The sequence below is a fragment of the Acaryochloris marina S15 genome, from assembly GCF_018336915.1.
Classification (GTDB): domain Bacteria; phylum Cyanobacteriota; class Cyanobacteriia; order Thermosynechococcales; family Thermosynechococcaceae; genus Acaryochloris; species Acaryochloris marina_A.
Genome location: NZ_CP064923.1, coordinates 2,574,452 through 2,596,045 on the forward strand (window position 1 = coordinate 2,574,452; position 21,594 = coordinate 2,596,045).

Below are 21,594 nucleotides of genomic sequence, written 5' to 3' on the forward strand. Positions count from 1 at the left end.
TTTACTACATTCCTAAATGATTTCAGTAAGGCGCTAGCTCCCTGGTCTTTAACCATCGTCTAAGCAATGCCCTCATATATAAGACTATGCGGTGGTTGTCAGCCAAATATAGCAAGCGCCATTTTATTCAGGACATAATAAACTAGAGATACTGTTATGTCTTTCAATGGATGCCTAAAATCTACAGCTACGATTTACGTTGCAAAGTGATCGATGCTATTGAACTTGATGGCATGCCTCCCTCAGAAGCGAGTGACACCTTTCATATCAGTCGTAACACCATTAATCTATGGCAACGTCTCAAAGCAGAAACAGGTGATCTTCATCCCATCCCTAGACAACACCTTGGCCATAGCCACAAAATCACAGACTGGGATAAGTTTCGAGCTTTTGCTCAAGAACATCGCTATAAAACCCAAGCTCAGATGGCCGAGTTGTGGGAGGGGCAAATCAGTGAGCGTACTATTTCAAGAGCGCTGAAGAATATTGGATTTACTCGAAAAAAAAGACCTATGGCTACCGCCAACGCGATGAGCACAAACGGGCTGAGTTCGTCCAAAAGTTAACAACAGTAGACCCAGACGATATCGTCTATGCTGACGAGTCAGGGATGGACAATCGAGATGAGTATGACTATGGCTATGGTCCCAAAGGTGAGCGGGTCTATGCTTTAAAGTCTGGTAGCAGAAGTGGACGAGTCAATATGATTGCAGCTTTGAGAGGAAAGCAGCTCAGTAAGCGTAAATATCCTACATTAAAAGCCTAATTCTCAAGCAGCTTTTTCTTCTTCAGGAAGAACTAAATCTAGCCAATTATCACTCCATTCATTACTGATCATACTCGCCCTGATTTGCAAGACATTATGGGCACCTACCCGAGTCCATTGCATCTTCTGCTTCTTTTTATGGCGAGCATTAATGAGGGTGTCAATATGAGATTCTGCAACTTGACTGGTATAAGCTAGCCCCGCTTTATCTCGCTCGTCATAATTGACAAGATATTCACTGTTATTCTTTAAGTAATCGTATAAGCCTTTGAGCTTTGTTTGCTTCTTCTCATCTGAAATGTTGTCTCGAAGCATGGCAATCTTCTGCAGAGCATCATCTACTTTTCCATGCCATAAACTCCCCTTCGCACTATCGAGGGATTCTGCAAAGGTTTCACCCAGTGCATTGCTGACATTTCGGAATTTCTTGCCGATATGAAACCAGTCCAAGATCAGCTCTAATGCTTTGCAATGAAGCTCAAGAACTGAGATGACTGACCAGCAGTTGCTAGCACCATCGGCCAAGGCAGTGACCTGTGTCTCTTCTGTCATCCCTTGTTTAAGTGCCGCATGATGCAGATAGGTCTTGATGGTTTGCAACTCATCCTCTAAGGCGGAAACAACACAAGTCTTTTCCGTAATTTGGCGATGATGTTTATCAACTACTTCAATGGCACTAGGACGATAAACGATGCCAGATAAGGCTTCAAAACTGCGCTTGTCTTTATCTTTGGTAGGAATATGACCCCCATCGACTTGAGCAATGAGTTCTGCTGCCGGGGTGGGTAACTCTTCTTGATCTGGAGGGGTAGTGTTCGCTTGAGATAAACGCTCACCGACTTGATTGGTCACGTTTTTGATTTGGACATGGTTATTCACACTCCGGCGCTGAGCATTCAGCCGCTCCATATTATCCTGAGCTTCTCGATAGCTATGCAAGGCACCATTCTCACATTGCAGTTTTACTAAGTCAGGATGAGTATCTGTGCCAAAGACGCTCAACACCGATGGCATACTTTGCCATCGACACTCAGGATTCTTGCACCGATGTTTTTGGATACGGAGTTTATGATCGCTGAAGACGGCATGGAATGTAGATGGTTGAAAACCAAGCTTGCCTATTTTCCCACCACATTTGATGCACTGCGTAACTCCAGTATCGATGAGGGTAGATTGTTCGGATAACAGAGCACTTTGGACTTTGGAAAGCAGAGAGATTTGTTCTTCGTGACGCAATCCTAGATCTAGAATAGATTCTGGTTGCTTGATGTCATAGATTTTTAGAGTGTCTCGTTTAACGACTTCCTGAGTGGTAACCGAAACTTTCTCCACAATCACTCTAAATTCGTAGTCCATCTCTCACCGTTACTCTCGAACCTCTGCAAGAGATAGAGTAACACTAAAAACTTGAATAATGTACAAAAATTACGCTTTCTCCCGTTCTTACGTCCTTTACGGAAGTCTGTATGACGGGCATGATGTTTACGTAAAACCCCATCGGCTCCTTGTTGTTGAATCAGGGCTAGATCAACATAGCTGCCATAGGCTTGATCTGCTATGGCCACATCATCAACCTCCAGATCCTCATAAAGCAGCCGACTGATGACGATTTCACTCATGCTCCAGGGGGCAATGCAGGCTGAGACCACTGCCCCTGTGATTAAGCAAAAAAACACCACTAAACGGGCAATGGGGAATCCACAGCCAGGAGCCTGATTGCCATGTTGAGGATACTCCCCTTGGTTCGCCACACTATCAGCCATCAGCACTGTCGTGCCGTCATAGACTTTCACTGTTCGATTACACCAGTGGTGTTCTTGGGGAATGCTTTGCTCTATGTGATTAGCAGTTTCGGGAATTAACCGTTGCAGCAGGGACTCAGGTAATCTTCCTCGGGCTTTACTGTAGGCTCCTGTATCTGATGATGGGGGTTGGAGTCCTGCGGCAGTGAGCCAGGTGGTGATGCATTTGACTGTGTTGCGCAAGCTTTTGTCTGCAGATAATGCTTGGTAGAGCATGGCCCACAACGTAACGATGGGCGTATACACACGGTTGCGATAGGAGATTGATTCCTCTGCTAGGATGTCGGTCAGCATTGAAGCAGGAAGAATATCCGTCCAGGGCAATCCCAGGCTTTGGGAAAACTGATGCTTGAGAATTTCGGCTGACTGAGACATAGTAGAAGGCAGATTATTGATGGATTGCAAGTCTTGATTCTATATCTATCAAGACTTGCAGCCCTTTTCTACTTTCTTAAGTCAGTGACATTGAACTCAAGTTGGGGAACAACCTCAACAGAATGTCGCTGCTGCGGCTCAAGCCGAATCGAACGGCACCCAGCCCGAGATTAACTATCAGCCCTCTGAGAATGGCAGACAGGCCAATGTCTTTGAGGCCGCAGTGGAAACGGCTGCTAATGTTGTGAATCCGATTCGTTCTGAATCCTCTCAAGAGGCAGAGGATTATGTATTGGGCTTAGTGGACAAGCTAGCCGCTGGCAATATGAACGTGGATCGGCTGTATATCAAGATGGATGGCATTGATATCTTCAAAATGAAGAACGGTGCCCCAGATCCATCCACCTCGATTACAGACTCTCAACGAGACGCCTTACAGCAAGCCTTGGAAGACCCCGCAGCCTTTGGGGGGAATTTGGTGATTAAGCAAGGCAATAAAGTCTTGCTTAATATCAAAGACGGTCGGATATTGCATAACCCGATGGGTTTAGCCAAGCAATCTCTGAGTGCTGAAATGGAAACGAAGGGGCAAGTTCAACAGCAGTCTAATCAAGCGGCCAAGGTTGAGGTTCCGAATAATCCTGCTGAAGGTCTGTGGTCTAAGTATGGGGCGAATGTTTCACCTGGCTTGAAAGGAGTCAAGCTAGCGGCAGATAACGCCTTAAAGGATGGCCTTAAGCCCAAGGAAGTGCGGGCGATGGTGGGTCAGTCTGCTCACTTCCAAGGTCTGAAAGCAGACAAAGGGGAATCAGTGGCAGAGAAGGTCATTGCCCGCACCGTGAAGACCGCTCAGGCTAGAGTGGCCCAGCAACAGCGACCCCAGCAGAAAGCACAGCAAAAAGAGGAACAGAAGCAGGCCGCAGTGATGGCACCTGGCCTCTAATTAAGTGCCATTGGCAAACCTTTCAACCTCTTGATCCGGCAGCGATTGAGAGGTTTCTTTTTGCAATAAAAAGTATTACTTGGAGGAGTCGTAGGAGCTTTGCCGTGAAGATGTTTGTACTTCACCCACAAAACTAAAACCGGACCTTAAGATCAAGATTGCCGTACATCATTAAAAAAAGATGAAAGTAAGATGTATGGCAGTCAATGTACAAGCACCAATAGTATTAGGCGGTTTAACTTTAATGTCACCTCCCCTTCTCCGCCAACTCTGGCAAATGATTGAAGAGATTCCTCAGTACTCCCTAGAAAGACTGGATGATTCAGGTTTGGTGAGCTGGGTGCTGTCTCACCTAGAACAAAATAAAAGTCTGAAAACAGACGAACGAGCAGCCGCTGAAAGCTATTTATATGATCACATGATGCTGATTCGTGATATTGCTGAATCACAACAACTTCATCATGGTTCACTAGCAGGCTGATTCACTAGAAATGGATAGGGTGAAAGAGCAAAGTACATAACACTCCATCTATGCAAAACCGCCAGCGAATAAAACCGTAGAGACTCAAAAACAGCCCTGAAAAGATAACGAACAAGACTGCAAAGAACCAAGTCAGTCTAGATATTTGATGGATCAGAGCAGTTGTTTTGGTCATCATTCACACGATATAGATTATTGCCTGGAGAGTGCTAGCAACAGAAGAGAGCGAAACTAGCTGTGTCTTTCTCAGACACAGCCTACTCAAGTGATTCGTTAAGGGAGAATTAGGTAACGAGTCGTAAATTAAGCACTAGCATTTATCTTAGAATTTATCTGCTTATTCCTAGCCTAAAAAGGGCACAAGAAAGTACTGGAAAACTAAAGCGTCAATTGTTATAAATAGGCCATCACAAGCCTAAATTGACGTAAGTAAAACAGGTAGATGCATAAAACTCTAATTATGAAAATAGTGTACAGCTAGTTCTTAACAAACTATAGATAAGTTAACCTTGATTTCACAATATGTTGAACTTCTTCTGACTATGAAGGCTACCTGGAAAAGATTTAACCCTTTCTGAACAAAATATTCACTGCAATTATCTGCTGGTTAGTCTGGGAACCCTAGGTGTCTAGAGTCTGACTTGCTATTTCTTATGAATACCCTTGAGTTTCAACCATTAGAGTTCGGCACTACTCTCTTAAGGAGTGATAAGCCCGCGAAACTCCTTAAGAGAGCAGTGTTCTAGCTATTTTAAGCAAAAACTCCTAGAAGTCTTTCTAGATTTAGGTTTGATATCCCTATCACGCCTTAACAAAACAGTGCCCTGAAGGGTTGTGTCGCAAAAAATGCTTCCAGTTACAAAACTCCTCAGATTTCTATCCGAGACTATGCAGCTAATCCGAAGATTTGATTGATAAAAGAGATCTGTCCTACCACATCATCTTTGCCCACATTTTTGATCTGACCTTTACGGATCATGTTCATCGCTTCATACCCTTTTAAGGTTCGTCTAGCCGAGTTAAACGATCCAAATCCCATACCAGGGTTCACGAGACTTTTAATGCCACGATGATCTTGCTCCACTATATTATTGAGGTATTTTACCTGCCGTACTTTTACTCCTTCAGGGATACGTTCCTCTTCCTGTAACTGCTCAACAGCAGGAGGATATGCTGGATTCTTGTCCACATTGATCACCCGAGGTTCATGGGTATGAACGGCATTCAGTGCTTTAGTCAGAAAGCGCTTCGCAGCCTTAGCATCCCGCTTTGCTGTGAGTAAAAAGTCGAGGGTGTAGCCATCAGAGTCTACGGCTCGATATAGGTATCGCCACTTTTTACGGATTTTGATGTAAGTTTCATCAACTCTCCAAGAATCATTGGTAGGCTTGAGATGCCGACGACAGCGCTTGTCTAGCTCAGGAGAATATTTGAGAACCCACCGATTGATGGTGCTGTGATCCACCTCTAAGCCCCTCTCTATCATCATCTCTTCTAAATTTCTATAGCTGAGGGGATAACGGCAATACCAACGAACATTGAGCAGGATGATCTCAGATTGGTAATGACGCCATTTGAACAGATCAGTAGTTTTCATTGATGGGAGAGAAAAGGAACAGAGCCTCTCAATTTACCACTGTCTATCGGTCAACACTCTATTTTTGCGACACTACCTGAAATACTACCTCCTTGTGGAACACCTTCTGTTGTCTTCTGTACTCCCTTCCTTTCTGCCCATTTACTAAAGTCTATGACTCCAGCTTTTAGCCACGCCTTAATCTGGCGTTTAAAGATTGGAAAGGTATTTAGTTTTTCCAACAGCTTGGAATGGGATATTTTGTCAAAACATTTGCAAATGTCCGCATCTAAAACATACTTCGATTTTTGTTTGATGCATGTTCGGATTGCTTCTATTGCGTCATGACAACTTCTACCTGGTCTAAAGCCATATGAGTTTGATGCAAAACGGGCTTCCCACTCTGGCTCTAGGGCCATTTTGATGAGCGTTTGTTTTGCTCTTTCCTTAATTGTCGGGATTCCGAGTCCTCGTTTTTCCTTTTTCCGGTCGTGCCTCAAGTAATTGTGGGTTGAGTATACTAGAGGCTCAGCTCAGCTTCTAACCTACCCATGCAATGCCCACTATGCGGTCATTCCAAAGCACACAAGCATGGCAAGATGCCCAACATGCTTCAACGATACCGTTGTCCTGAGTGCCAGCAGACCTTTACTGAACGCTTTGATACCCTTTACTATCGTCGTCAGGTGAGTCCAGAGCAGGTCCGACAAGTTCTCCAAGCCCATGCAGAAGGGAGTAGTCTTCGAGGTATCACTCGGACCAGTGGCCTGGCTTACAACACTGTAGTCTCTCTAGTAAGAGCTGCTAGCCAACGATCTCAGCAACTCCATAATGGCCAAGTGCAAGCCGTTGAAACGGAGGATGTCAGTGCAGATGAAATGTGGTCCTTTGTGAAAAAAAGCAAAAACACTGTCTTCCCCATGAGCTAGAGATGGGTGATTGTTGGATGGCGATTACCTTGGCAAACACAAGCGGCGTGATCCTCTCGTGTCGTGTGGGCAAGCACACCGATTCATTATTGAATGAACTGGTGACTAGCACTGAAGGTAAGACCGATTGCAAGGACTGGAATAGCGACGATTGGGGGGGGTACGAAAGAGGGTTGTGTCGCAAAAAATGCTTCCAGTTACAAAACTCCTCAGATTTCTATCCGAGACTATGCAGCTAATCCGAAGATTTGATTGATAAAAGAGATCTGTCCTACCACATCATCTTTGCCCACATTTTTGATCTGACCTTTACGGATCATGTTCATCGCTTCATACCCTTTTAAGGTTCGTCTAGCCGAGTTAAACGATCCAAATCCCATACCAGGGTTCACGAGACTTTTAATGCCACGATGATCTTGCTCCACTATATTATTGAGGTATTTTACCTGCCGTACTTTTACTCCTTCAGGGATACGTTCCTCTTCCTGTAACTGCTCAACAGCAGGAGGATATGCTGGATTCTTGTCCACATTGATCACCCGAGGTTCATGGGTATGAACGGCATTCAGTGCTTTAGTCAGAAAGCGCTTCGCAGCCTTAGCATCCCGCTTTGCTGTGAGTAAAAAGTCGAGGGTGTAGCCATCAGAGTCTACGGCTCGATATAGGTATCGCCACTTTTTACGGATTTTGATGTAAGTTTCATCAACTCTCCAAGAATCATTGGTAGGCTTGAGATGCCGACGACAGCGCTTGTCTAGCTCAGGAGAATATTTGAGAACCCACCGATTGATGGTGCTGTGATCCACCTCTAAGCCCCTCTCTATCATCATCTCTTCTAAATTTCTATAGCTGAGGGGATAACGGCAATACCAACGAACATTGAGCAGGATGATCTCAGATTGGTAATGACGCCATTTGAACAGATCAGTAGTTTTCATTGATGGGAGAGAAAAGGAACAGAGCCTCTCAATTTACCACTGTCTATCGGTCAACACTCTATTTTTGCGACACTACCGAATCTATTGTCCTTGACCCGTTTTTTTTTGGCCTATGCTTCCCCGACTCTTTGCATACGCCCTTCATAACCATCTTCTTCAGATGCCCCCATCATGAAGGTGCCACCAGGTATATAAATCATTTCTAGTGAAGTTGTTGCATCTAATTCTTCAACAAAATACTTCACTGATTTATGTTCTTTTTTGAGTTTTTTATTCTCTAGAGTGACTGTATCAAACTCAAGTTCATGGTAGTTGAAATCGGTTTTAGATGTAGCCATGTTCTCATTTTATTAGATCTCTACATAAACAAGCCTGTCAACATTTATTGATAAGCTCACAAGTAGGCATTTTTATTGTCTTGTAATATCTCGATCTATGCTCTCCTCTGATTTTTCCGTGCCGAACTCTATGAGACGGACGGTTGGGATGTCGGAAATTTGAGCAAAACGCGACATAAATTACACCACAGAGAACGAACTTCAAGATCACTATATTAGATCTGTGATTCTTATTCCAGATTTTTGACTAAAATCTGTATTACACGAAAAATTACACGAAATAATGGTATGGTATCCTAGGACTGTACAATTCTCTCCCCACATATGTTTCACTTGCTATGTCGAGGAGAGTAAATATCCAGGAGTCTGGAGACGATGCAAACTCAGCTACCTGTTGCCGAAACCAAAGAGTCGATGCCCGCTGAGCAGCGCCTGACGTTGAATAATATTGCTTGGGACACCTATGAAAAAATTCTGGATGCCTTCGGCGAATATCGAGCCGTTCGCTTGCACTACAACGAGGGAGTCCTTGAATTTATGGTTCCGCTAGAAGCCCATGAAAACCCCAGTGATATCATTGGAGCCTTTATTAGAAGGTTGGTGGTAGATAGTGGCTTTGATCTCAAAAGTATGGCATCTACGACCTTGCGCCGAAAGGAGCTACAAAAGGGAGCTGAACCTGATAAGTGTTTCTATATTCAAAATGAATCTAAAGTCCGAGGTCGGGAAGTCGATCTTGAAAAAGATCCCCCGCCTGATTTAGTGCTGGAAGTGGACATTACCCATACGGATATTGATAAGAACCATCTGTATGCCAAGTTTGGTGTCCCCGAGTTTTGGCGCTTCGATGGCCAAACATTAACCATTCTCCAACTCCAGGATGGGGAATACCAGGAAGTTGAACAGAGCCTGAGTCTTCCTTGGGTTAATAAGTCATTGTTCTACGAATACCTCAATAACTGTAAGACTTTGGGCGAAGCCCAAGCGTTACGCCAACTTTCGACTTGGATTGCATCCCATTTTCCTCAGTCATGATGCTATGCCGCTACCCCCTAACCCCAAATGCTTAGCCTGTCTGGATTATTCCAGGGCTGAAGCCAAACGAGTGCATGGTCCCCAAGGTGATGGCTGTTGGAAGGATAATGCCTGCGATCGCAAACGAAATCACTACCGCCACCGCAAAGAAAGCAATGCTAAACGTCGGGGAGAATACGCTGACCAGAAAGCAAAAATAACCCCAGATAAAACCACTGAAACCTTCTCGATTCCCGTACTGGCCCCACCCGTGGCTTTGCTCTATCTTTACAAAGAAAAGCCCAAGGATGCCCACCTCCATGCCCTAGCGATCAGTGTCTGGCAAGGGAGTGAGAAGCTAGCGGCAGTTGAAGCCGTCCACTGTATGGGGATGACGAATACCCAAGTGAATCGGTATTTGAAGGAGGTGCTGAAGGTGCTGGGCGATCGGTATGGCATCACGGAATTTGAACCCCCGATTCGCATGGAACCGACCGAGTGTGAAATTGCAGAATGTCCACTAAAGGATAAGCGCTATGTTCACTCAGCTTGAGCTTGATTTCGCCAGTGCGCTAGCCTCTGCTTTAGACGAACCAGAGCAAGCTGATATTTCCCTGATGTGTGCCTCACTAGAGCAACATCTACAGGGCCGTTCTCCCCATGAACAGCTCCGAGTGGCTGGGGATGCGATCAAGGATATGGCTGAGGTCTGTTTTCAGCGGGCAGAGCTAATGATTCAGGGGTGGGAAGACAGATACAACTCTGAAGGTCCAGTTTTGGATGAGGACTTCTTGGCTGGGATGGTTCAGCAGACTATGTTTCTGGATGTCTCGGATCTGTGTCGTCAGCCGAAGTCACGGAAGAGTCGTCAGGGGTTCACGGGGGTTCCTGTTGAGTCTGTCGTGGGGGAAGTTAGTAAGGATGCTGTCTTGGATTTTGTCGATGATTTGGAGTCTGGGGAAGCAGTTGCTCTCAAGGTCAGCCATGTGGAAGATGTGGGGGCATGGGTTAGTGCGATTTGTGAGTATTTGGAAGGGGTCAAGGATGCCGTGTCGTTTGTAGAGCTGGTGAGGGAGCTGGAGATGCCTCCCGTTACTGTGCTGATCGGCTTGTTGTTAGGTGGCTTTCGGGTAGAACAGCGGGGAGAATTCTATAGTCAATCTCTTCGGATAAGTCAGGGTTTGACTAAGTGATTTGCAACTAAAACTAGTTGCAGTTATTCATAAGATCCAAGATAATATAATCAGTTCTGGTCTTTGATATGACTCGTAAAGAGAAGCTGATTAAACGCTTTCTCACCCGCCCCAAAGACTTTACCTGGGACGAGTTAGTTGTGTTGCTTGCCTTTTTTCAATTTTCTGAAGTATCGACTGGCAAAACGGGGGGTTCTAGAAGACGTTTCATCAATGAAGAGGGTCTTGTGATCAGCCTTCATAAACCCCATCCACGAAAAATATTAAAGAAATATCAGATTGAACAAGTCATGGACATTCTTGAACAGGAGGGGCTGCTATGAAAAATATGATGGAATACCAAGGCTACTTTGGCTCCGTTAATTTCAGTGATGAGGATGAAGTATTCTTTGGAAAGGTTGAGTTCATTCGCAGCTTAATTAGCTATGAAGGTACTGACGTTCAATCTCTAAAATCAGCTTTTCATGAAGCCGTTGATGAATACCATTCTGATTGTGCTGAAAACGAAATTGAGCCTGAACGTCCCTTTAAGGGAAGCTTCAATATTAGACCTGGAACTCAACTTCATAGACGGGCTGCGATCACAGCTCAGCAACGAGGGATTAATCTTAATACGCTAGTAACTGAAGCGTTGGAGAATTATCTACAACCATCAAAATAGAAGGCTAAATAACTTCAATCTTATAAGACCTCAGAATCTGTAAGAACCAGGCTTGACCTAGAGGAAAGTATGCCAAAAAAATTGAATATTAAAGGCTTCGAGTAGATTTCCTTGAGAACTTTTCTTGTTTTCAAAGATCTCTCATGTATTTGGCTGACAACCACCGCATAGTCTTATATATGAGGGCATTGCTTAGACGATGGTTAAAGACCAGGGAGCTAGCGCCTTACTGAAATCATTTAGGAATGTAGTAAACCGATGGACTCTAGCCGTTCCGCTCAGCTTTCTCTGAAGATTCAGTTAAACCATCCTGCGCTATTGGAGGGGCTGGATGTGTGGTTGCAGCGAGGACTGATCTCTGATGTCAAAGTCCGAGAATTTTGCCAGCAAAACCTGACCTGCAAACTCTTAGTATCTTCACAGAGCATAGAGACAACTGTTACTCATCAAGTTAACAGGTTGGAGGCTACCGTTCCCTCATCTAGCGACTCACCTCAGGTACCAGCTCTACAAATATCTTCCCCTCCTCAGCAGCAAAAGACAGACTGGCTGACACAAATTCTGCAATCCCTGATGGCAGAGCTGAGCGTCTTGTGGTTGCTGCTGTTGGGCGTTTTTATGGTGGTGGTATCCTCTGGGGTGCTGGCCGCAACCCAATGGCAGTATTTTTCATCTGCAGGACAGTATAGTTTGCTGCTAGCCTATACCCTGGTTTTCGCTGCTGTGGCCTATGGACTAGAGCGCCGCCTTCAGCTACAGCTCACAGCTCGGATGCTGCAGATGACCACACTGCTGATCATCCCAGTTAACTTTTGGATGATGGATCAGCTTACTCCCTTCCCGCTGTAAAATCGAGAAGAAAGTAAATAGACGCAGTGAACCGAACACAAGCCTTTCGAGATAAGCCTTTTGATGTAGATGAGTGGCAGAAATTCTACAATCGCAATCAACAACAATACATTCGCCAGCGATTAACCGCTATTAAACTCTTGCATGAAGGACAGAGTCGTGCCCAAGCGAGTAAGCAAGTAGGGTGTCGCTATGACACTTTAACGTGTTGGATAGACAAATTTCTCGACGGCGGACTGAGAGGTTTAGTCCAACCCATTCGACATCGAAAACCAAGTCGGTTGCCTCCAGAACAACAACAGCAACTCAAAGAAATGGTGCTAACACAACACCCGACAGACTATGGCATTGATCGCAATATGTGGACGGGGGCTATTTTGTCAGTTGTAATTGAGCAACGCTTCGAGGTGCAGTTGAAAGACTCTCGTATTTATGAATTGCTCTCGGAGTTGGGGTTGTCTTACCAGCGAGCCCACCGCGACTATGCAAATGCTGATCCGCAAGCCCAGCAAGAATGGGTAGCAGCAGTAAAAAAAACTGCAATCGCTACAACCAGGTGAGCGCATCGTATTTTTTGATGAGTTTGCTGTCTCTGAGCGTCCCAATTTATTCTATGGCTGGGCAGAACGCAATACTCGTCCAGAGGTTCCGAGCAATGAGCGGGTTCGCAAGAAACTCAACGGTTTCCTTTGTGTTGATGCCCATAGTGGCGAGGAGTATTTTGGAATAATACCAATTTGCGTTTTAAATCGTAATTCTCATATGAGGAAGATTGGTCATAGAAGTCAGCCTATCGGGTAAATCCATGAGTTCTTTGAGTCCCTTGCACAAGGTATCGGATACCTCATCTAAAGAATCAAAAACCTGATTGTAGAAGTGCTTTTCTTTCACCTCCTCCCAGATATGCTCTACAGCATTGAGTTGTGGACTTCGAGGAGGCTGAACAATCAAGCGTATATTGTCTGGAATGACGAGCTTCTTTCCGGTGTGGTAAGACGCTCCATCGACCTGCATCACCACAAAATAGTCTGAAAATTCATCCGCCACTTGTGCTAGGAATAAGTTCATCATCTGAGTATTGGAAAAGGGTAAGACTAAAGCACTCATCTTTCCTAACGCAGGAGCAACAGCAACATAGCCATAGAGATATTCACGGACAAGCTGCTGCCCACTTTCGGGTCGAATTCCAGGAGCACACCAAGCTCTTCTTACTTGCCCTAGACGACCAAAGCGCCCTTCGTCTGCTGCCATGATCACAATGGGACGTTGGTCTTCAGCTGAGCGATCTGCTACAGCGGTTTGGACCAGCCCCCGAAAGTTTTTTTAAAAGCCTCTCGTGCCGCTTTGTTTCCATTGGGATGGGACGGACGAGGCATGAGTTTGCGCCATCCGTGTCGGTCTAGCAAACGATAGATAGTACTGGGTGCCACTGACGTCTCCACTTTAGTCTCAAAGGCCGTTTGGATCTCTTGAACCGTTGTTAAATGACCTTGTTGAGCACGTTCAATAAACGATTCTAAAAATTCAATCTCTTCTTCGATACTCAGATAAGCACCGGGATTCTTCTTCCGTTTAGCCCTAGGAGCAATTGCTGCTGCTCCTAGGCGATTGTAAGCGGAAATCACCTGATGGACCGTTCGAAGACTAGTAGCAGTATGCGTGGCTATTTCGATAGCTGGGCGAGGATCTACCAGGGCGTTATAAATAATCATCCATTTTTGCTGACAGCGGGCAGTCGGAGCCGTGGCAATTTTGTCTTTCACCTCATCCACTGTTAGATGCGGTTTAACTGTACTAACTCGACTCATATACTTATGGAATGAACATAGGATTAGATCCTATCTAAATTACATCCCAAAACACAAATTGGTATTAGGTCTTCGTTTAACGACCCTGGGTTCGAGCCGATGGGGTCGAACAGGCAGAAGGTCAGTAGCAATATTTTCAAGCAGATGAGCATACAACCGTTGACGTATAGCTTGTGTGGCCGTTGCTAACAAAACCAGCATCTGATTAAAGTGTTGTCGAGCCCCTTGTAAAGAGAGTCGAGAGCGGTCATATTCTGCCCATGGGGCAGCCTGTTCCATGAGACTTCTCAATAAGTTGTAGCCTAGCAAATGAGACCAAATATCCTTGCGCACCATTTCAGGTGTCTTTGCTGTGAGCATTTCCATCTTTAAGGTGGTTTTGAGGTGTCTCAAATTGACTTCAGCCGCCTGCCATCGCCATCCGTACAAGCGAGTCAATTGTTTAGCACTATAGCGCTGAGCATCCAGTAAGGTTGTGACGACGATAATGAACTGGTCTCGAAAGCCTCGACGCGATAGACGTAGCGATACCTCCCTGACTGTCAACGTTTTGGGAATCTCTGCAAACTCCGTTGCACTCATGTGGGCGGGACACCGTGTGGGCTTTTGCCATTGAACTTGGTGGTCTCCTATCCCGTTCTGTAAGCGTAAATATCCTACATTAAAAGCCTAATTCTCAAGCAGCTTTTTCTTCTTCAGGAAGAACTAAATCTAGCCAATTATCACTCCATTCATTACTGATCATACTCGCCCTGATTTGCAAGACATTATGGGCACCTACCCGAGTCCATTGCATCTTCTGCTTCTTTTTATGGCGAGCATTAATGAGGGTGTCAATATGAGATTCTGCAACTTGACTGGTATAAGCTAGCCCCGCTTTATCTCGCTCGTCATAATTGACAAGATATTCACTGTTATTCTTTAAGTAATCGTATAAGCCTTTGAGCTTTGTTTGCTTCTTCTCATCTGAAATGTTGTCTCGAAGCATGGCAATCTTCTGCAGAGCATCATCTACTTTTCCATGCCATAAACTCCCCTTCGCACTATCGAGGGATTCTGCAAAGGTTTCACCCAGTGCATTGCTGACATTTCGGAATTTCTTGCCGATATGAAACCAGTCCAAGATCAGCTCTAATGCTTTGCAATGAGGCTCAAGAACTGAGATGACTGACCAGCAGTTGCTAGCACCATCGGCCAAGGCAGTGACCTGTGTCTCTTCTGTCATCCCTTGTTTAAGTGCCGCATGATGCAGATAGGTCTTGATGGTTTGCAACTCATCCTCTAAGGCGGAAACAACACAAGTCTTTTCCGTAATTTGGCGATGATGTTTATCAACTACTTCAATGGCACTAGGACGATAAACGATGCCAGATAAGGCTTCAAAACTGCGCTTGTCTTTATCTTTGGTAGGAATATGACCCCCATCGACTTGAGCAATGAGTTCTGCTGCCGGGGTGGGTAACTCTTCTTGATCTGGAGGGGTAGTGTTCGCTTGAGATAAACGCTCACCGACTTGATTGGTCACGTTTTTGATTTGGACATGGTTATTCACACTCCGGCGCTGAGCATTCAGCCGCTCCATATTATCCTGAGCTTCTCGATAGCTATGCAAGGCACCATTCTCACATTGCAGTTTTACTAAGTCAGGATGAGTATCTGTGCCAAAGACGCTCAACACCGATGGCATACTTTGCCATCGACACTCAGGATTCTTGCACCGATGTTTTTGGATACGGAGTTTATGATCGCTGAAGACGGCATGGAATGTAGATGGTTGAAAACCAAGCTTGCCTATTTTCCCACCACATTTGATGCACTGCGTAACTCCAGTATCGATGAGGGTAGATTGTTCGGATAACAGAGCACTTTGGACTTTGGAAAGCAGAGAGATTTGTTCTTCGTGACGCAATCCTAGATCTAGAATAGATTCTGGTTGCTTGATGTCATAGATTTTTAGAGTGTCTCGTTTAACGACTTCCTGAGTGGTAACCGAAACTTTCTCCACAATCACTCTAAATTCGTAGTCCATCTCTCACCGTTACTCTCGAACCTCTGCAAGAGATAGAGTAACACTAAAAACTTGAATAATGTACAAAAATTACGCTTTCAGTCGCCTTTGGGGTCTGCGGTCTTGGCTGTGATTAATTTGCTGATTAAGTTTGGCATGAGACTAATTCACTTTCTGTACGGATTGTATATTGCCTAGTAATGATTTCGGATAAAGGAGGGCTTGCTATAATTCACCTGGCTCTGATTTCTAGCCTTGAATGATATGGACTTGCAGGAATTTAAATCTAAAGGCTTAACGGAGCTGGAAGAAATATTTTTGGAACCGACTGAAACTGGAACGAATGCTCTGTTGTCTTCTGGGTTGGCTTTGAAAGTCATTCAAGACAACAAGTTGTATTTACCAGACTCTAAGGGCTTTAAGGTCTATGTGGAAGAAAATCTTGGGGTTACTTACATCCATGCTTTTCGCTGTATTCAAGCGGCTGAACTCGTATTGTTCTTGCAGGAGCATTTTGATGTGCTTCCTCAGTCTGAGAGTGCTGCTCGGCCATTGGTAAAGCTGTCGAGGGCTAATCAGCTTAAGGCTTGGGGAGAGGTGGTGAGGATGACTGAGGGGGATAAGTGGGCACCGGGGAAAGACAGGATAAAGCGGGTGATTGTTGATCTGGGATTGAACAAGGTTTAGTTTCTAGGCTGAACGACCTTAACGCCTATCTTACGTATCCAAACATTACTGAATTTCTTGAAGCTCTTCCCTGGATGCATAAGAAAGTCTATTTCTTCCTTATTAGAAGAAATAAACACCTTGCGCCACTGGTCCCAATCTCCCTGAGTTGGATGGTCTATATCTTCACAAAATTTCGCCCAGCTCTCTTGCTGATATTCTGAAGCTCTCAAAAAAGTTCCTTTGTTTTTTACTAGGATAAGACCTGCATTAAGAAGCCCTTGAATGAAGGCAGGATGCCCCACAGGTGGCTCTACTGCGCTGTTAACAGGAGATTCATAGGCAAGCTCAAGTTCTTCAACAGAATGTTCCTTGGCAAGTCTAAGGAGTTCTAATTGTTCCAGGGTTAGGGAGGGGATACTGATCATTTTGAAAACTCTCTCTCTACATCCAGTACAAATTTACTGATTTAAGCAAGAGATGCGAGCATAAACCAGGTTCTATCAAGAATTGGGATGACTGGTTTTCTTCTTCCACATCACTAGTTGATTGCTCCAAGATCTACCTTTGTCACAGGCGGCAATATACGCCTTTTCAGGATCGAAGATGTCCATGTGGTCAATGGTCAGATCGAGCCAGTCATTGTTTAGCTCACTTTCAGACTTTTCAAAGTTTACGCTGAGGGTATGGGGAAGAAAGTCGAGAAAGATATGGGATTTTGTCACATGCTTACAAGCGATGGGAATCTCAACTTTCTGTTTTGGTGTGCAGTTTTCATCAATAAGGGTTAGCTCTAAGACATCGCCAACCTTGAGCTGGTTGGATAGGGGTTCTAATCCTTGATTTCCGTCCATAGAAGATGATTTGTCTTGTTAAACGCAATTAAGGCCAAATATTTATATGTTGGAGCTGATTTTAGACACAAAATCTGATCAAAAGAGTATCCTTCAAAACTAATCACTCAATTTTTGCCATAATCTTAGCGTTAGGAAAACTCTTGAGTACAGGGCTTTTGTGTCCCTCCTTATCAATCCACCCTAGCAATAAATCACGCTCATGTCGTGGATGGTTTTTGCCAGGATCAACCATTACAGGAATAGGCTTGCCGTAGTAGCGAATGATAATTTCTTCAGCTTCCATTAGTCATGATTGCTCTCCATCATTACTCAATAAATAATCAATAGTCTGCTTGAGCTGCAAAGTTTGCTCTGCCAATTGACCGTGTAAGGTCTGCATTGCTAGCTGACCCTCAATCAACAAATCGATTTTCTTGTTCATAGTTTTTTGCTGCTCCAAGACTTGACTGATTGTTGCAGTATTAGCCTGGGTTGCATCAAGCAGGCTCTGGATAGAGGCTGCGAGGGCATCAAGCCAGTTATCGGTCCATCGTTGTAGGTTTCCACTATTCATGGTTTATCCTGCTGCAATAGTTGCTCAATCCGATCCAGCCGTTGGTTGATTCCCTCAAACTGTGTATTCACGTCCTTACGCAATAACTCAATCTGTATCCTGTTATCAATAATTTTGTCGAGTAACCTGCTTTCAATCGTTGGAACGATAGCTGCAACACTGGCGTTGATCAGGAAGAATAAACCACAACCCAGAAGACCAATCACAGCCAAACTAGGCAATAAGTCTTTGGAAAAGCTCACCAAAGAAGCAAAACGAGTTGGGGCTGTGTCCTGGTTATCTAAGTTCATCGCTGAATCTAATCCACCATCAAAATTCTAGTCATCACTGTTGATCAGCGCCCATGCTTTGGTCTTGATGTTCTCAGGGCATTGCACAGGGAAAGTGGAAATATCAAGCCTCGTTTCATTGGCTGCATCTCGTCGCGCCCGTTTATAGCAGAGATCAAAGGACTCCTCTAGGTGACGACGCAGGGAGGGGCGATCTTCAAACTCATCTTTAATCTGGTTCGCAGCATCAACTATGGTGAAATCCCAGCTATCGGTGTGCTTAGATGGCTGATATTTCATTTTTAGTAAATGCCAAAGCATCCGCTTGAGCTGGCTTTTTACTTTATCCCGATGGCGGTTGCCCAAATCCTCAATTTCCTCAATCAAGTTTTCCATATCGAGTAAGTCAAACTGGCGATCACGTAACAGTTGAGCCTGTCTATCAGCCCACTCCACGACATCACGGTTATATAGGGTGCGTATATTGGTGGTCATGATTGCCCTCCATCCTTGCTCAACAAATAGTCAACAGTTCTCTTGAGCTGCAAAGATTGCTCTGCAACCTGACCGTGCAGTGTTTGCATAGACAATTGATTGTTGATTAATCGCTTAATAGCCTTAGTATTTGCCTGGGTTGCAGCAAGCAAGCTCTGAGTAGAAGCTGTAAGGGCATCTATAGATCTACAGATAAAGATCCGTGATTAGCTAGGCAGCTTGTGTACCCAAGGTTTTGCAATATTTGCCCATTAAGACAGTAATTTCATTGGGAGTCTGACTAAAGTACAGTAGCCCCTCATCGACCTGCTGAACTAAGTCATCAAATTGCTTGAAGAACCGTAGGTGTGTGCTGCGTTTTTTGAGTTTCTTCCACAAGAATTCAATTGGGTTGAAGTCAGGAGAATATGTGGGTAATTGGAAAGGAGTAAGGCGAGCGGATTGCTGGTCAAAGAACTGCTTAGTTGCTTTACTGGTGTGATATCTAGCCCCGTCCTGAATGAGAATAATATGCTTGTGAGTCTGCTGGAGTACTTGAGTTAGAAAAGCAGTATACCCTTCAGAATTGAAGCGTCCCGTCTGACCTTGATAGAAGAACTGACCAGAATGATAATCAATTAATCCAAACACCTTGTAAGCCTTCCGTTTACCACTGGTGGGCAATGTTGGCTGGTCTCCACGAAGACTCCAGGTGTAGCTTAACGACCCCCACTGCGCAAAACTGGCCTCATCCCCAAATAAAATTAGGGCATCTTTGGCTGCTGATAAACGCAAAATCTCAGGCCATTTGTGTGTCATCCATTCTTGTCGCTTGGCTTCATTGAGATGAGCTGCAACAAACCGTGCTCTTTGAAATGAAAAGCCTAAGTTCCTCAGTAGAGTACTCACATAATGGGGATGATAGGAAACATTGAAGCGTTTCGCAATCAGGTCTTGAACCATTAATGCACTCCAACAACCACACTCGTATCCAGCTTTGAGCGGACCTGCTTTAATCCATGACTTGAGCTGTTGTCGTTGCCGTGGAGTGAGTTTGCTGCGACGTCCTTGAGACGCTTTGTATCTAAAGCTAGCGATACCTCGTTTTAGAAATGCATGCAGATAATCCCTGATCGTTTGTTCGCCTAGTGCCAATGTTTCAGCTACCTGTGCCACTGAACCACCTTGACCAAGCTGCAATAAAGCACTAATACGTTTGACCAGACGTAAATTCTGACTCCCGTATGCCTGGCGCAGTTTAGCTTCAATCTTTTTGCGTGTTGATTGGGTAAAGCGCAGTTTGAATTGTGCGAGCATACTGGATGACCTCTGATAATCTTGAAATCCTTGCCAGAGCTAAGAGTATCAGGAGCTAGTTACTATATTTAATGAAGATGTAGTGTCGCTAAAACCACGGATGCTTTTCTGAAGATCTATAGCCGATCATCAGTCCATCGTTCGAGGTTGCTGCTGGTCATCACATTTACCGCTTAACAAAATATCTGTGTCTGTCTTTGGGTATGCCGATTAAATACAAAGAGAATCACACCACTAAGAATTTGAAGAAATTATCCCTTCCTGAACACTTTCTCTGATCTCTTTGGCAGCAAGCATTTTAAGAAGGCTACTTACAGAGAGTCCTTTTGCAGTAGCAACAGCTTCTAAATCTTCCTTCATATCCTCATCAAGATATACAGACACCTTGATTGCAGGGGTTCTCTTTTTTGCAGGCATTAGTACGGATATAGGCATTTGTAACTCCATATCAAGTGTACTCTGCCACCATAGTAGCTCAACAAATGCACCTATGACAACTCTAAAAAAGTATCGCCATAGAGTTGATATGGAGTTACATTAGAGTTATATTTATAGATGTAAGGGATACTTCCCAAACAAAACAAAGGCACCGCATCACCGTCCAAAGTTCTGCGATGCCCGAGTTAAAACCACTGGTCGTGCCTGAAAGCGTAATTTTTGTACATTATTCAAGTTTTTAGTGTTACTCTATCTCTTGCAGAGGTTCGAGAGTAACGGTGAGAGATGGACTACGAATTTAGAGTGATTGTGGAGAAAGTTTCGGTTACCACTCAGGAAGTCGTTAAACGAGACACTCTAAAAATCTATGACATCAAGCAACCAGAATCTATTCTAGATCTAGGATTGCGTCACGAAGAACAAATCTCTCTGCTTTCCAAAGTCCAAAGTGCTCTGTTATCCGGTCGTGCATCAAACAATTGTGGGGTAGGTGAGTATGTCATCCCAATGCCAAGCTCGCGAGGCTAGATCAGCACGTTGTGCCGCCGTTGTTTTAAGCCGACTGTGTGTCCAAATCCAATTGAAATAGCTGACCACTAATCGAGCAGTGACTTTGGTTTGCGCCCACACTTTGCCAAATTTGTTCTGGCGTCGATGCCATCGACCACTGTGCTGTCGAATAATGCCATTGGTGCGTTCGAGTCGTTGAGTTCTGTCCTTGCCAATGTAATGGTCAATCTCCCAAGGCAACACTCTTTCGTACCCCCCCCAATCGTCGCTATTCCAGTCCTTGCAATCGGTCTTACCTTCAGTGCTAGTCACCAGTTCATTCAATAATGAATCGGTGTGCTTGCCCACACGACACGAGAGGATCACGCCGCTTGTGTTTGCCAAGGTAATCGCCATCCAACAATCACCCATCTCTAGCTCATGGGGAAGACAGTGTTTTTGCTTTTTTTCACAAAGGACCACATTTCATCTGCACTGACATCCTCCGTTTCAACGGCTTGCACTTGGCCATTATGGAGTTGCTGAGATCGTTGGCTAGCAGCTCTTACTAGAGAGACTACAGTGTTGTAAGCCAGGCCACTGGTCCGAGTGATACCTCGAAGACTACTCCCTTCTGCATGGGCTTGGAGAACTTGTCGGACCTGCTCTGGACTCACCTGACGACGATAGTAAAGGGTATCAAAGCGTTCAGTAAAGGTCTGCTGGCACTCAGGACAACGGTATCGTTGAAGCATGTTGGGCATCTTGCCATGCTTGTGTGCTTTGGAATGACCGCATAGTGGGCATTGCATGGGTAGGTTAGAAGCTGAGCTGAGCCTCTAGTATACTC

At 44.7% G+C, this 21,594-nt stretch carries 25 protein-coding genes and 7 pseudogenes; 13 read left to right on the forward strand and 19 right to left on the reverse strand.

The annotated features are described in order from the left end of the window. Window positions 1–170: 170 nt before the first annotated feature. A pseudogene (locus tag I1H34_RS12295) lies at window positions 171–733 on the forward strand (transposase); the annotation flags it as partial. A gap of 36 nt (window positions 734–769) precedes the next feature. Here the strand turns inward: I1H34_RS12295 and I1H34_RS12300 are convergent. Together I1H34_RS12300 and I1H34_RS12305 are read right to left on the reverse strand one after the other, a co-directional pair. Then, window positions 770–2,122 (reverse strand): ISKra4 family transposase, encoded by a 1,353-nt coding sequence (locus tag I1H34_RS12300; RefSeq protein WP_212665874.1) that lies wholly within the window; start codon window positions 2,120–2,122, stop codon window positions 770–772. An 80-nt stretch (window positions 2,123–2,202) separates the two neighbouring features. Then, a pseudogene (locus tag I1H34_RS12305) lies at window positions 2,203–2,995 on the reverse strand (IS4 family transposase); the annotation flags it as partial. A 171-nt stretch (window positions 2,996–3,166) separates the two neighbouring features. On the opposite strand from I1H34_RS12305, the gene I1H34_RS12310 reads away from it, so the two are divergent. Both I1H34_RS12310 and I1H34_RS12315 read left to right on the forward strand, forming a co-directional pair. Next, window positions 3,167–3,886 carry a hypothetical protein gene (locus tag I1H34_RS12310; protein WP_249370061.1) on the forward strand — a complete coding sequence of 240 codons (720 nt, stop codon included), beginning with the start codon at window positions 3,167–3,169 and terminating at the stop codon, window positions 3,884–3,886. A 244-nt stretch (window positions 3,887–4,130) separates the two neighbouring features. Next, window positions 4,131–4,367: a hypothetical protein gene (locus I1H34_RS12315; protein WP_212665875.1), complete on the forward strand. Its 237-nt coding sequence runs from the start codon at window positions 4,131–4,133 to the stop codon at window positions 4,365–4,367. Window positions 4,368–5,253: 886 nt separating this feature from the next. On the opposite strand, the gene I1H34_RS12320 is transcribed toward I1H34_RS12315, so the two are convergent. After that, window positions 5,254–5,964 (reverse strand): IS6 family transposase, encoded by a 711-nt coding sequence (locus tag I1H34_RS12320; RefSeq protein ID WP_212665847.1) that lies wholly within the window; start codon window positions 5,962–5,964, stop codon window positions 5,254–5,256. A 59-nt stretch (window positions 5,965–6,023) separates the two neighbouring features. Continuing rightward, window positions 6,024–6,428: pseudogene (locus I1H34_RS12325) on the reverse strand (reverse transcriptase/maturase family protein); the annotation flags it as partial. 66 nt (window positions 6,429–6,494) lie between these two features. On the opposite strand from I1H34_RS12325, the pseudogene I1H34_RS32155 reads away from it, so the two are divergent. Next, a pseudogene (locus tag I1H34_RS32155) lies at window positions 6,495–7,048 on the forward strand (IS1/IS1595 family N-terminal zinc-binding domain-containing protein); the annotation flags it as partial. A 51-nt stretch (window positions 7,049–7,099) separates the two neighbouring features. Here the strand turns inward: I1H34_RS32155 and I1H34_RS12340 are convergent. Together I1H34_RS12340 and I1H34_RS12345 are read right to left on the reverse strand one after the other, a co-directional pair. Then, the gene (locus I1H34_RS12340) at window positions 7,100–7,810 is read right to left on the reverse strand and encodes an IS6 family transposase (RefSeq protein ID WP_212665847.1); all 711 of its coding nucleotides are present in this window, start codon (window positions 7,808–7,810) and stop codon (window positions 7,100–7,102) included. A 110-nt stretch (window positions 7,811–7,920) separates the two neighbouring features. After that, window positions 7,921–8,148, reverse strand: a complete 228-nt coding sequence (locus tag I1H34_RS12345; RefSeq protein WP_212665879.1) for a hypothetical protein — start codon at window positions 8,146–8,148, stop codon at window positions 7,921–7,923. A gap of 375 nt (window positions 8,149–8,523) precedes the next feature. Between I1H34_RS12345 and I1H34_RS12350 the strand changes: the two genes are divergently transcribed. From I1H34_RS12350 to I1H34_RS12380, 7 genes and pseudogenes are all read left to right on the forward strand, one after another. Next, complete coding sequence (locus I1H34_RS12350; RefSeq protein ID WP_212665880.1) at window positions 8,524–9,183, forward strand: Uma2 family endonuclease; 660 nt, start codon at window positions 8,524–8,526, stop codon at window positions 9,181–9,183. Between the two features lie 4 nt (window positions 9,184–9,187). Further along, on the forward strand, window positions 9,188–9,715 hold the full coding sequence (locus tag I1H34_RS12355; protein ID WP_212665881.1) for a hypothetical protein: 528 nt from the start codon (window positions 9,188–9,190) through the stop codon (window positions 9,713–9,715). Then, a complete protein-coding gene (locus I1H34_RS12360; RefSeq protein WP_212665882.1) occupies window positions 9,699–10,355 on the forward strand; it encodes a protein kinase family protein in 657 nt (218 codons plus the stop codon). Before I1H34_RS12355 ends, I1H34_RS12360 begins: the two co-directional genes overlap by 17 nt. 68 nt (window positions 10,356–10,423) lie before the next feature. Beyond that, window positions 10,424–10,678: a type II toxin-antitoxin system HicA family toxin gene (locus tag I1H34_RS12365; RefSeq protein WP_212665883.1), complete on the forward strand. Its 255-nt coding sequence runs from the start codon at window positions 10,424–10,426 to the stop codon at window positions 10,676–10,678. Next, window positions 10,675–11,016, forward strand: a complete 342-nt coding sequence (locus I1H34_RS12370; RefSeq protein WP_212665884.1) for a type II toxin-antitoxin system HicB family antitoxin — start codon at window positions 10,675–10,677, stop codon at window positions 11,014–11,016. Before I1H34_RS12365 ends, I1H34_RS12370 begins: the two co-directional genes overlap by 4 nt. A gap of 258 nt (window positions 11,017–11,274) precedes the next feature. Further along, window positions 11,275–11,865: a hypothetical protein gene (locus I1H34_RS12375; RefSeq protein ID WP_212665885.1), complete on the forward strand. Its 591-nt coding sequence runs from the start codon at window positions 11,275–11,277 to the stop codon at window positions 11,863–11,865. Between the two features lie 26 nt (window positions 11,866–11,891). After that, window positions 11,892–12,600: pseudogene (locus I1H34_RS12380) on the forward strand (IS630 family transposase); the annotation flags it as partial. 9 nt (window positions 12,601–12,609) lie between these two features. On the opposite strand, the gene I1H34_RS12385 reads toward I1H34_RS12380, so the two are convergent. The 4 genes and pseudogenes from I1H34_RS12385 to I1H34_RS12400 form a co-directional block, all read right to left on the reverse strand. After that, the gene (locus tag I1H34_RS12385) at window positions 12,610–13,116 is read right to left on the reverse strand and encodes a transposase (RefSeq protein WP_212665886.1); all 507 of its coding nucleotides are present in this window, start codon (window positions 13,114–13,116) and stop codon (window positions 12,610–12,612) included. A 38-nt stretch (window positions 13,117–13,154) separates the two neighbouring features. After that, complete coding sequence (locus tag I1H34_RS12390) at window positions 13,155–13,673, reverse strand: helix-turn-helix domain-containing protein (RefSeq protein ID WP_212662770.1); 519 nt, start codon at window positions 13,671–13,673, stop codon at window positions 13,155–13,157. A 39-nt stretch (window positions 13,674–13,712) separates the two neighbouring features. Beyond that, window positions 13,713–14,315, reverse strand: a pseudogene (locus tag I1H34_RS12395) (IS4 family transposase); the annotation flags it as partial. A 34-nt stretch (window positions 14,316–14,349) separates the two neighbouring features. Further along, complete coding sequence (locus I1H34_RS12400; protein ID WP_212665839.1) at window positions 14,350–15,702, reverse strand: ISKra4 family transposase; 1,353 nt, start codon at window positions 15,700–15,702, stop codon at window positions 14,350–14,352. 243 nt (window positions 15,703–15,945) lie between these two features. Between I1H34_RS12400 and I1H34_RS12405 the strand changes: the two genes are divergently transcribed. Beyond that, window positions 15,946–16,368 carry a hypothetical protein gene (locus I1H34_RS12405; RefSeq protein ID WP_212665887.1) on the forward strand — a complete coding sequence of 141 codons (423 nt, stop codon included), beginning with the start codon at window positions 15,946–15,948 and terminating at the stop codon, window positions 16,366–16,368. Here I1H34_RS12405 and I1H34_RS12410 read toward each other — a convergent pair. From I1H34_RS12410 to I1H34_RS12445, 8 genes are all read right to left on the reverse strand, one after another. Further along, entirely contained in the window at window positions 16,365–16,775 is a 411-nt protein-coding gene (locus I1H34_RS12410) for a hypothetical protein (protein ID WP_212665888.1), read from the reverse strand. The genes I1H34_RS12405 and I1H34_RS12410 overlap by 4 nt on opposite strands. Before the next feature lie 75 nt (window positions 16,776–16,850). Continuing rightward, window positions 16,851–17,201: a hypothetical protein gene (locus tag I1H34_RS12415; protein ID WP_212665889.1), complete on the reverse strand. Its 351-nt coding sequence runs from the start codon at window positions 17,199–17,201 to the stop codon at window positions 16,851–16,853. A 103-nt stretch (window positions 17,202–17,304) separates the two neighbouring features. Continuing rightward, window positions 17,305–17,487 (reverse strand): hypothetical protein, encoded by a 183-nt coding sequence (locus tag I1H34_RS12420; protein WP_212665890.1) that lies wholly within the window; start codon window positions 17,485–17,487, stop codon window positions 17,305–17,307. A 3-nt stretch (window positions 17,488–17,490) separates the two neighbouring features. Beyond that, on the reverse strand, window positions 17,491–17,757 hold the full coding sequence (locus I1H34_RS12425; protein ID WP_212665891.1) for a hypothetical protein: 267 nt from the start codon (window positions 17,755–17,757) through the stop codon (window positions 17,491–17,493). Further along, window positions 17,754–18,047 (reverse strand): hypothetical protein, encoded by a 294-nt coding sequence (locus I1H34_RS12430; RefSeq protein WP_212665892.1) that lies wholly within the window; start codon window positions 18,045–18,047, stop codon window positions 17,754–17,756. Before I1H34_RS12430 ends, I1H34_RS12425 begins: the two co-directional genes overlap by 4 nt. A gap of 27 nt (window positions 18,048–18,074) precedes the next feature. Then, complete coding sequence (locus I1H34_RS12435) at window positions 18,075–18,521, reverse strand: DUF29 domain-containing protein (protein ID WP_212665893.1); 447 nt, start codon at window positions 18,519–18,521, stop codon at window positions 18,075–18,077. Between the two features lie 210 nt (window positions 18,522–18,731). Beyond that, window positions 18,732–19,817 carry an IS630 family transposase gene (locus tag I1H34_RS12440; RefSeq protein WP_212662243.1) on the reverse strand — a complete coding sequence of 362 codons (1,086 nt, stop codon included), beginning with the start codon at window positions 19,815–19,817 and terminating at the stop codon, window positions 18,732–18,734. Window positions 19,818–20,051: 234 nt separating this feature from the next. Next, a complete protein-coding gene (locus tag I1H34_RS12445) occupies window positions 20,052–20,264 on the reverse strand; it encodes a hypothetical protein (RefSeq protein WP_212665894.1) in 213 nt (70 codons plus the stop codon). A 276-nt stretch (window positions 20,265–20,540) separates the two neighbouring features. Between I1H34_RS12445 and I1H34_RS33245 the strand changes: the two are divergent. Continuing rightward, window positions 20,541–20,729: pseudogene (locus I1H34_RS33245) on the forward strand (ISKra4 family transposase); the annotation flags it as partial. On the opposite strand, the gene I1H34_RS12455 reads toward I1H34_RS33245, so the two are convergent. Continuing rightward, window positions 20,727–21,556, reverse strand: a protein-coding gene (locus I1H34_RS12455; RefSeq protein ID WP_212662238.1) for an IS1 family transposase whose coding sequence is annotated in 2 segments (ribosomal slippage) — window positions 20,727–21,212 and window positions 21,215–21,556 — 828 coding nt in all. Because the reading frame shifts where the segments join, the coding sequence is not laid out codon by codon here. The pseudogene I1H34_RS33245 and the gene I1H34_RS12455 overlap by 3 nt on opposite strands. Window positions 21,557–21,594: the final 38 nt, after the last annotated feature.

Excerpts from the sequence above, each read along its gene's own strand:
- I1H34_RS12300 (WP_212665874.1), bottom strand. The coding sequence starts at position 2,122 with ATGGACTACGAATTTAGAGTGATTGTGGAGAAAGTTTCGGTTACCACT.
- I1H34_RS12315 (WP_212665875.1), top strand. The coding sequence starts at position 4,131 with ATGTCACCTCCCCTTCTCCGCCAACTCTGGCAAATGATTGAAGAGATT.
- I1H34_RS12320 (WP_212665847.1), bottom strand. The coding sequence starts at position 5,964 with ATGAAAACTACTGATCTGTTCAAATGGCGTCATTACCAATCTGAGATC.
- I1H34_RS12340 (WP_212665847.1), bottom strand. The coding sequence starts at position 7,810 with ATGAAAACTACTGATCTGTTCAAATGGCGTCATTACCAATCTGAGATC.
- I1H34_RS12345 (WP_212665879.1), bottom strand. The coding sequence starts at position 8,148 with ATGGCTACATCTAAAACCGATTTCAACTACCATGAACTTGAGTTTGAT.
- I1H34_RS12350 (WP_212665880.1), top strand. The coding sequence starts at position 8,524 with ATGCAAACTCAGCTACCTGTTGCCGAAACCAAAGAGTCGATGCCCGCT.
- I1H34_RS12355 (WP_212665881.1), top strand. The coding sequence starts at position 9,188 with ATGCCGCTACCCCCTAACCCCAAATGCTTAGCCTGTCTGGATTATTCC.
- I1H34_RS12360 (WP_212665882.1), top strand. The coding sequence starts at position 9,699 with ATGTTCACTCAGCTTGAGCTTGATTTCGCCAGTGCGCTAGCCTCTGCT.
- I1H34_RS12365 (WP_212665883.1), top strand. The coding sequence starts at position 10,424 with ATGACTCGTAAAGAGAAGCTGATTAAACGCTTTCTCACCCGCCCCAAA.
- I1H34_RS12370 (WP_212665884.1), top strand. The coding sequence starts at position 10,675 with ATGAAAAATATGATGGAATACCAAGGCTACTTTGGCTCCGTTAATTTC.
- I1H34_RS12375 (WP_212665885.1), top strand. The coding sequence starts at position 11,275 with ATGGACTCTAGCCGTTCCGCTCAGCTTTCTCTGAAGATTCAGTTAAAC.
- I1H34_RS12385 (WP_212665886.1), bottom strand. The coding sequence starts at position 13,116 with ATGGCAGCAGACGAAGGGCGCTTTGGTCGTCTAGGGCAAGTAAGAAGA.
- I1H34_RS12390 (WP_212662770.1), bottom strand. The coding sequence starts at position 13,673 with ATGAGTCGAGTTAGTACAGTTAAACCGCATCTAACAGTGGATGAGGTG.
- I1H34_RS12400 (WP_212665839.1), bottom strand. The coding sequence starts at position 15,702 with ATGGACTACGAATTTAGAGTGATTGTGGAGAAAGTTTCGGTTACCACT.
- I1H34_RS12405 (WP_212665887.1), top strand. The coding sequence starts at position 15,946 with ATGGACTTGCAGGAATTTAAATCTAAAGGCTTAACGGAGCTGGAAGAA.
- I1H34_RS12410 (WP_212665888.1), bottom strand. The coding sequence starts at position 16,775 with ATGATCAGTATCCCCTCCCTAACCCTGGAACAATTAGAACTCCTTAGA.
- I1H34_RS12415 (WP_212665889.1), bottom strand. The coding sequence starts at position 17,201 with ATGGACGGAAATCAAGGATTAGAACCCCTATCCAACCAGCTCAAGGTT.
- I1H34_RS12420 (WP_212665890.1), bottom strand. The coding sequence starts at position 17,487 with ATGGAAGCTGAAGAAATTATCATTCGCTACTACGGCAAGCCTATTCCT.
- I1H34_RS12425 (WP_212665891.1), bottom strand. The coding sequence starts at position 17,757 with ATGAATAGTGGAAACCTACAACGATGGACCGATAACTGGCTTGATGCC.
- I1H34_RS12430 (WP_212665892.1), bottom strand. The coding sequence starts at position 18,047 with ATGAACTTAGATAACCAGGACACAGCCCCAACTCGTTTTGCTTCTTTG.
- I1H34_RS12435 (WP_212665893.1), bottom strand. The coding sequence starts at position 18,521 with ATGACCACCAATATACGCACCCTATATAACCGTGATGTCGTGGAGTGG.
- I1H34_RS12440 (WP_212662243.1), bottom strand. The coding sequence starts at position 19,817 with ATGCTCGCACAATTCAAACTGCGCTTTACCCAATCAACACGCAAAAAG.
- I1H34_RS12445 (WP_212665894.1), bottom strand. The coding sequence starts at position 20,264 with ATGGAGTTACAAATGCCTATATCCGTACTAATGCCTGCAAAAAAGAGA.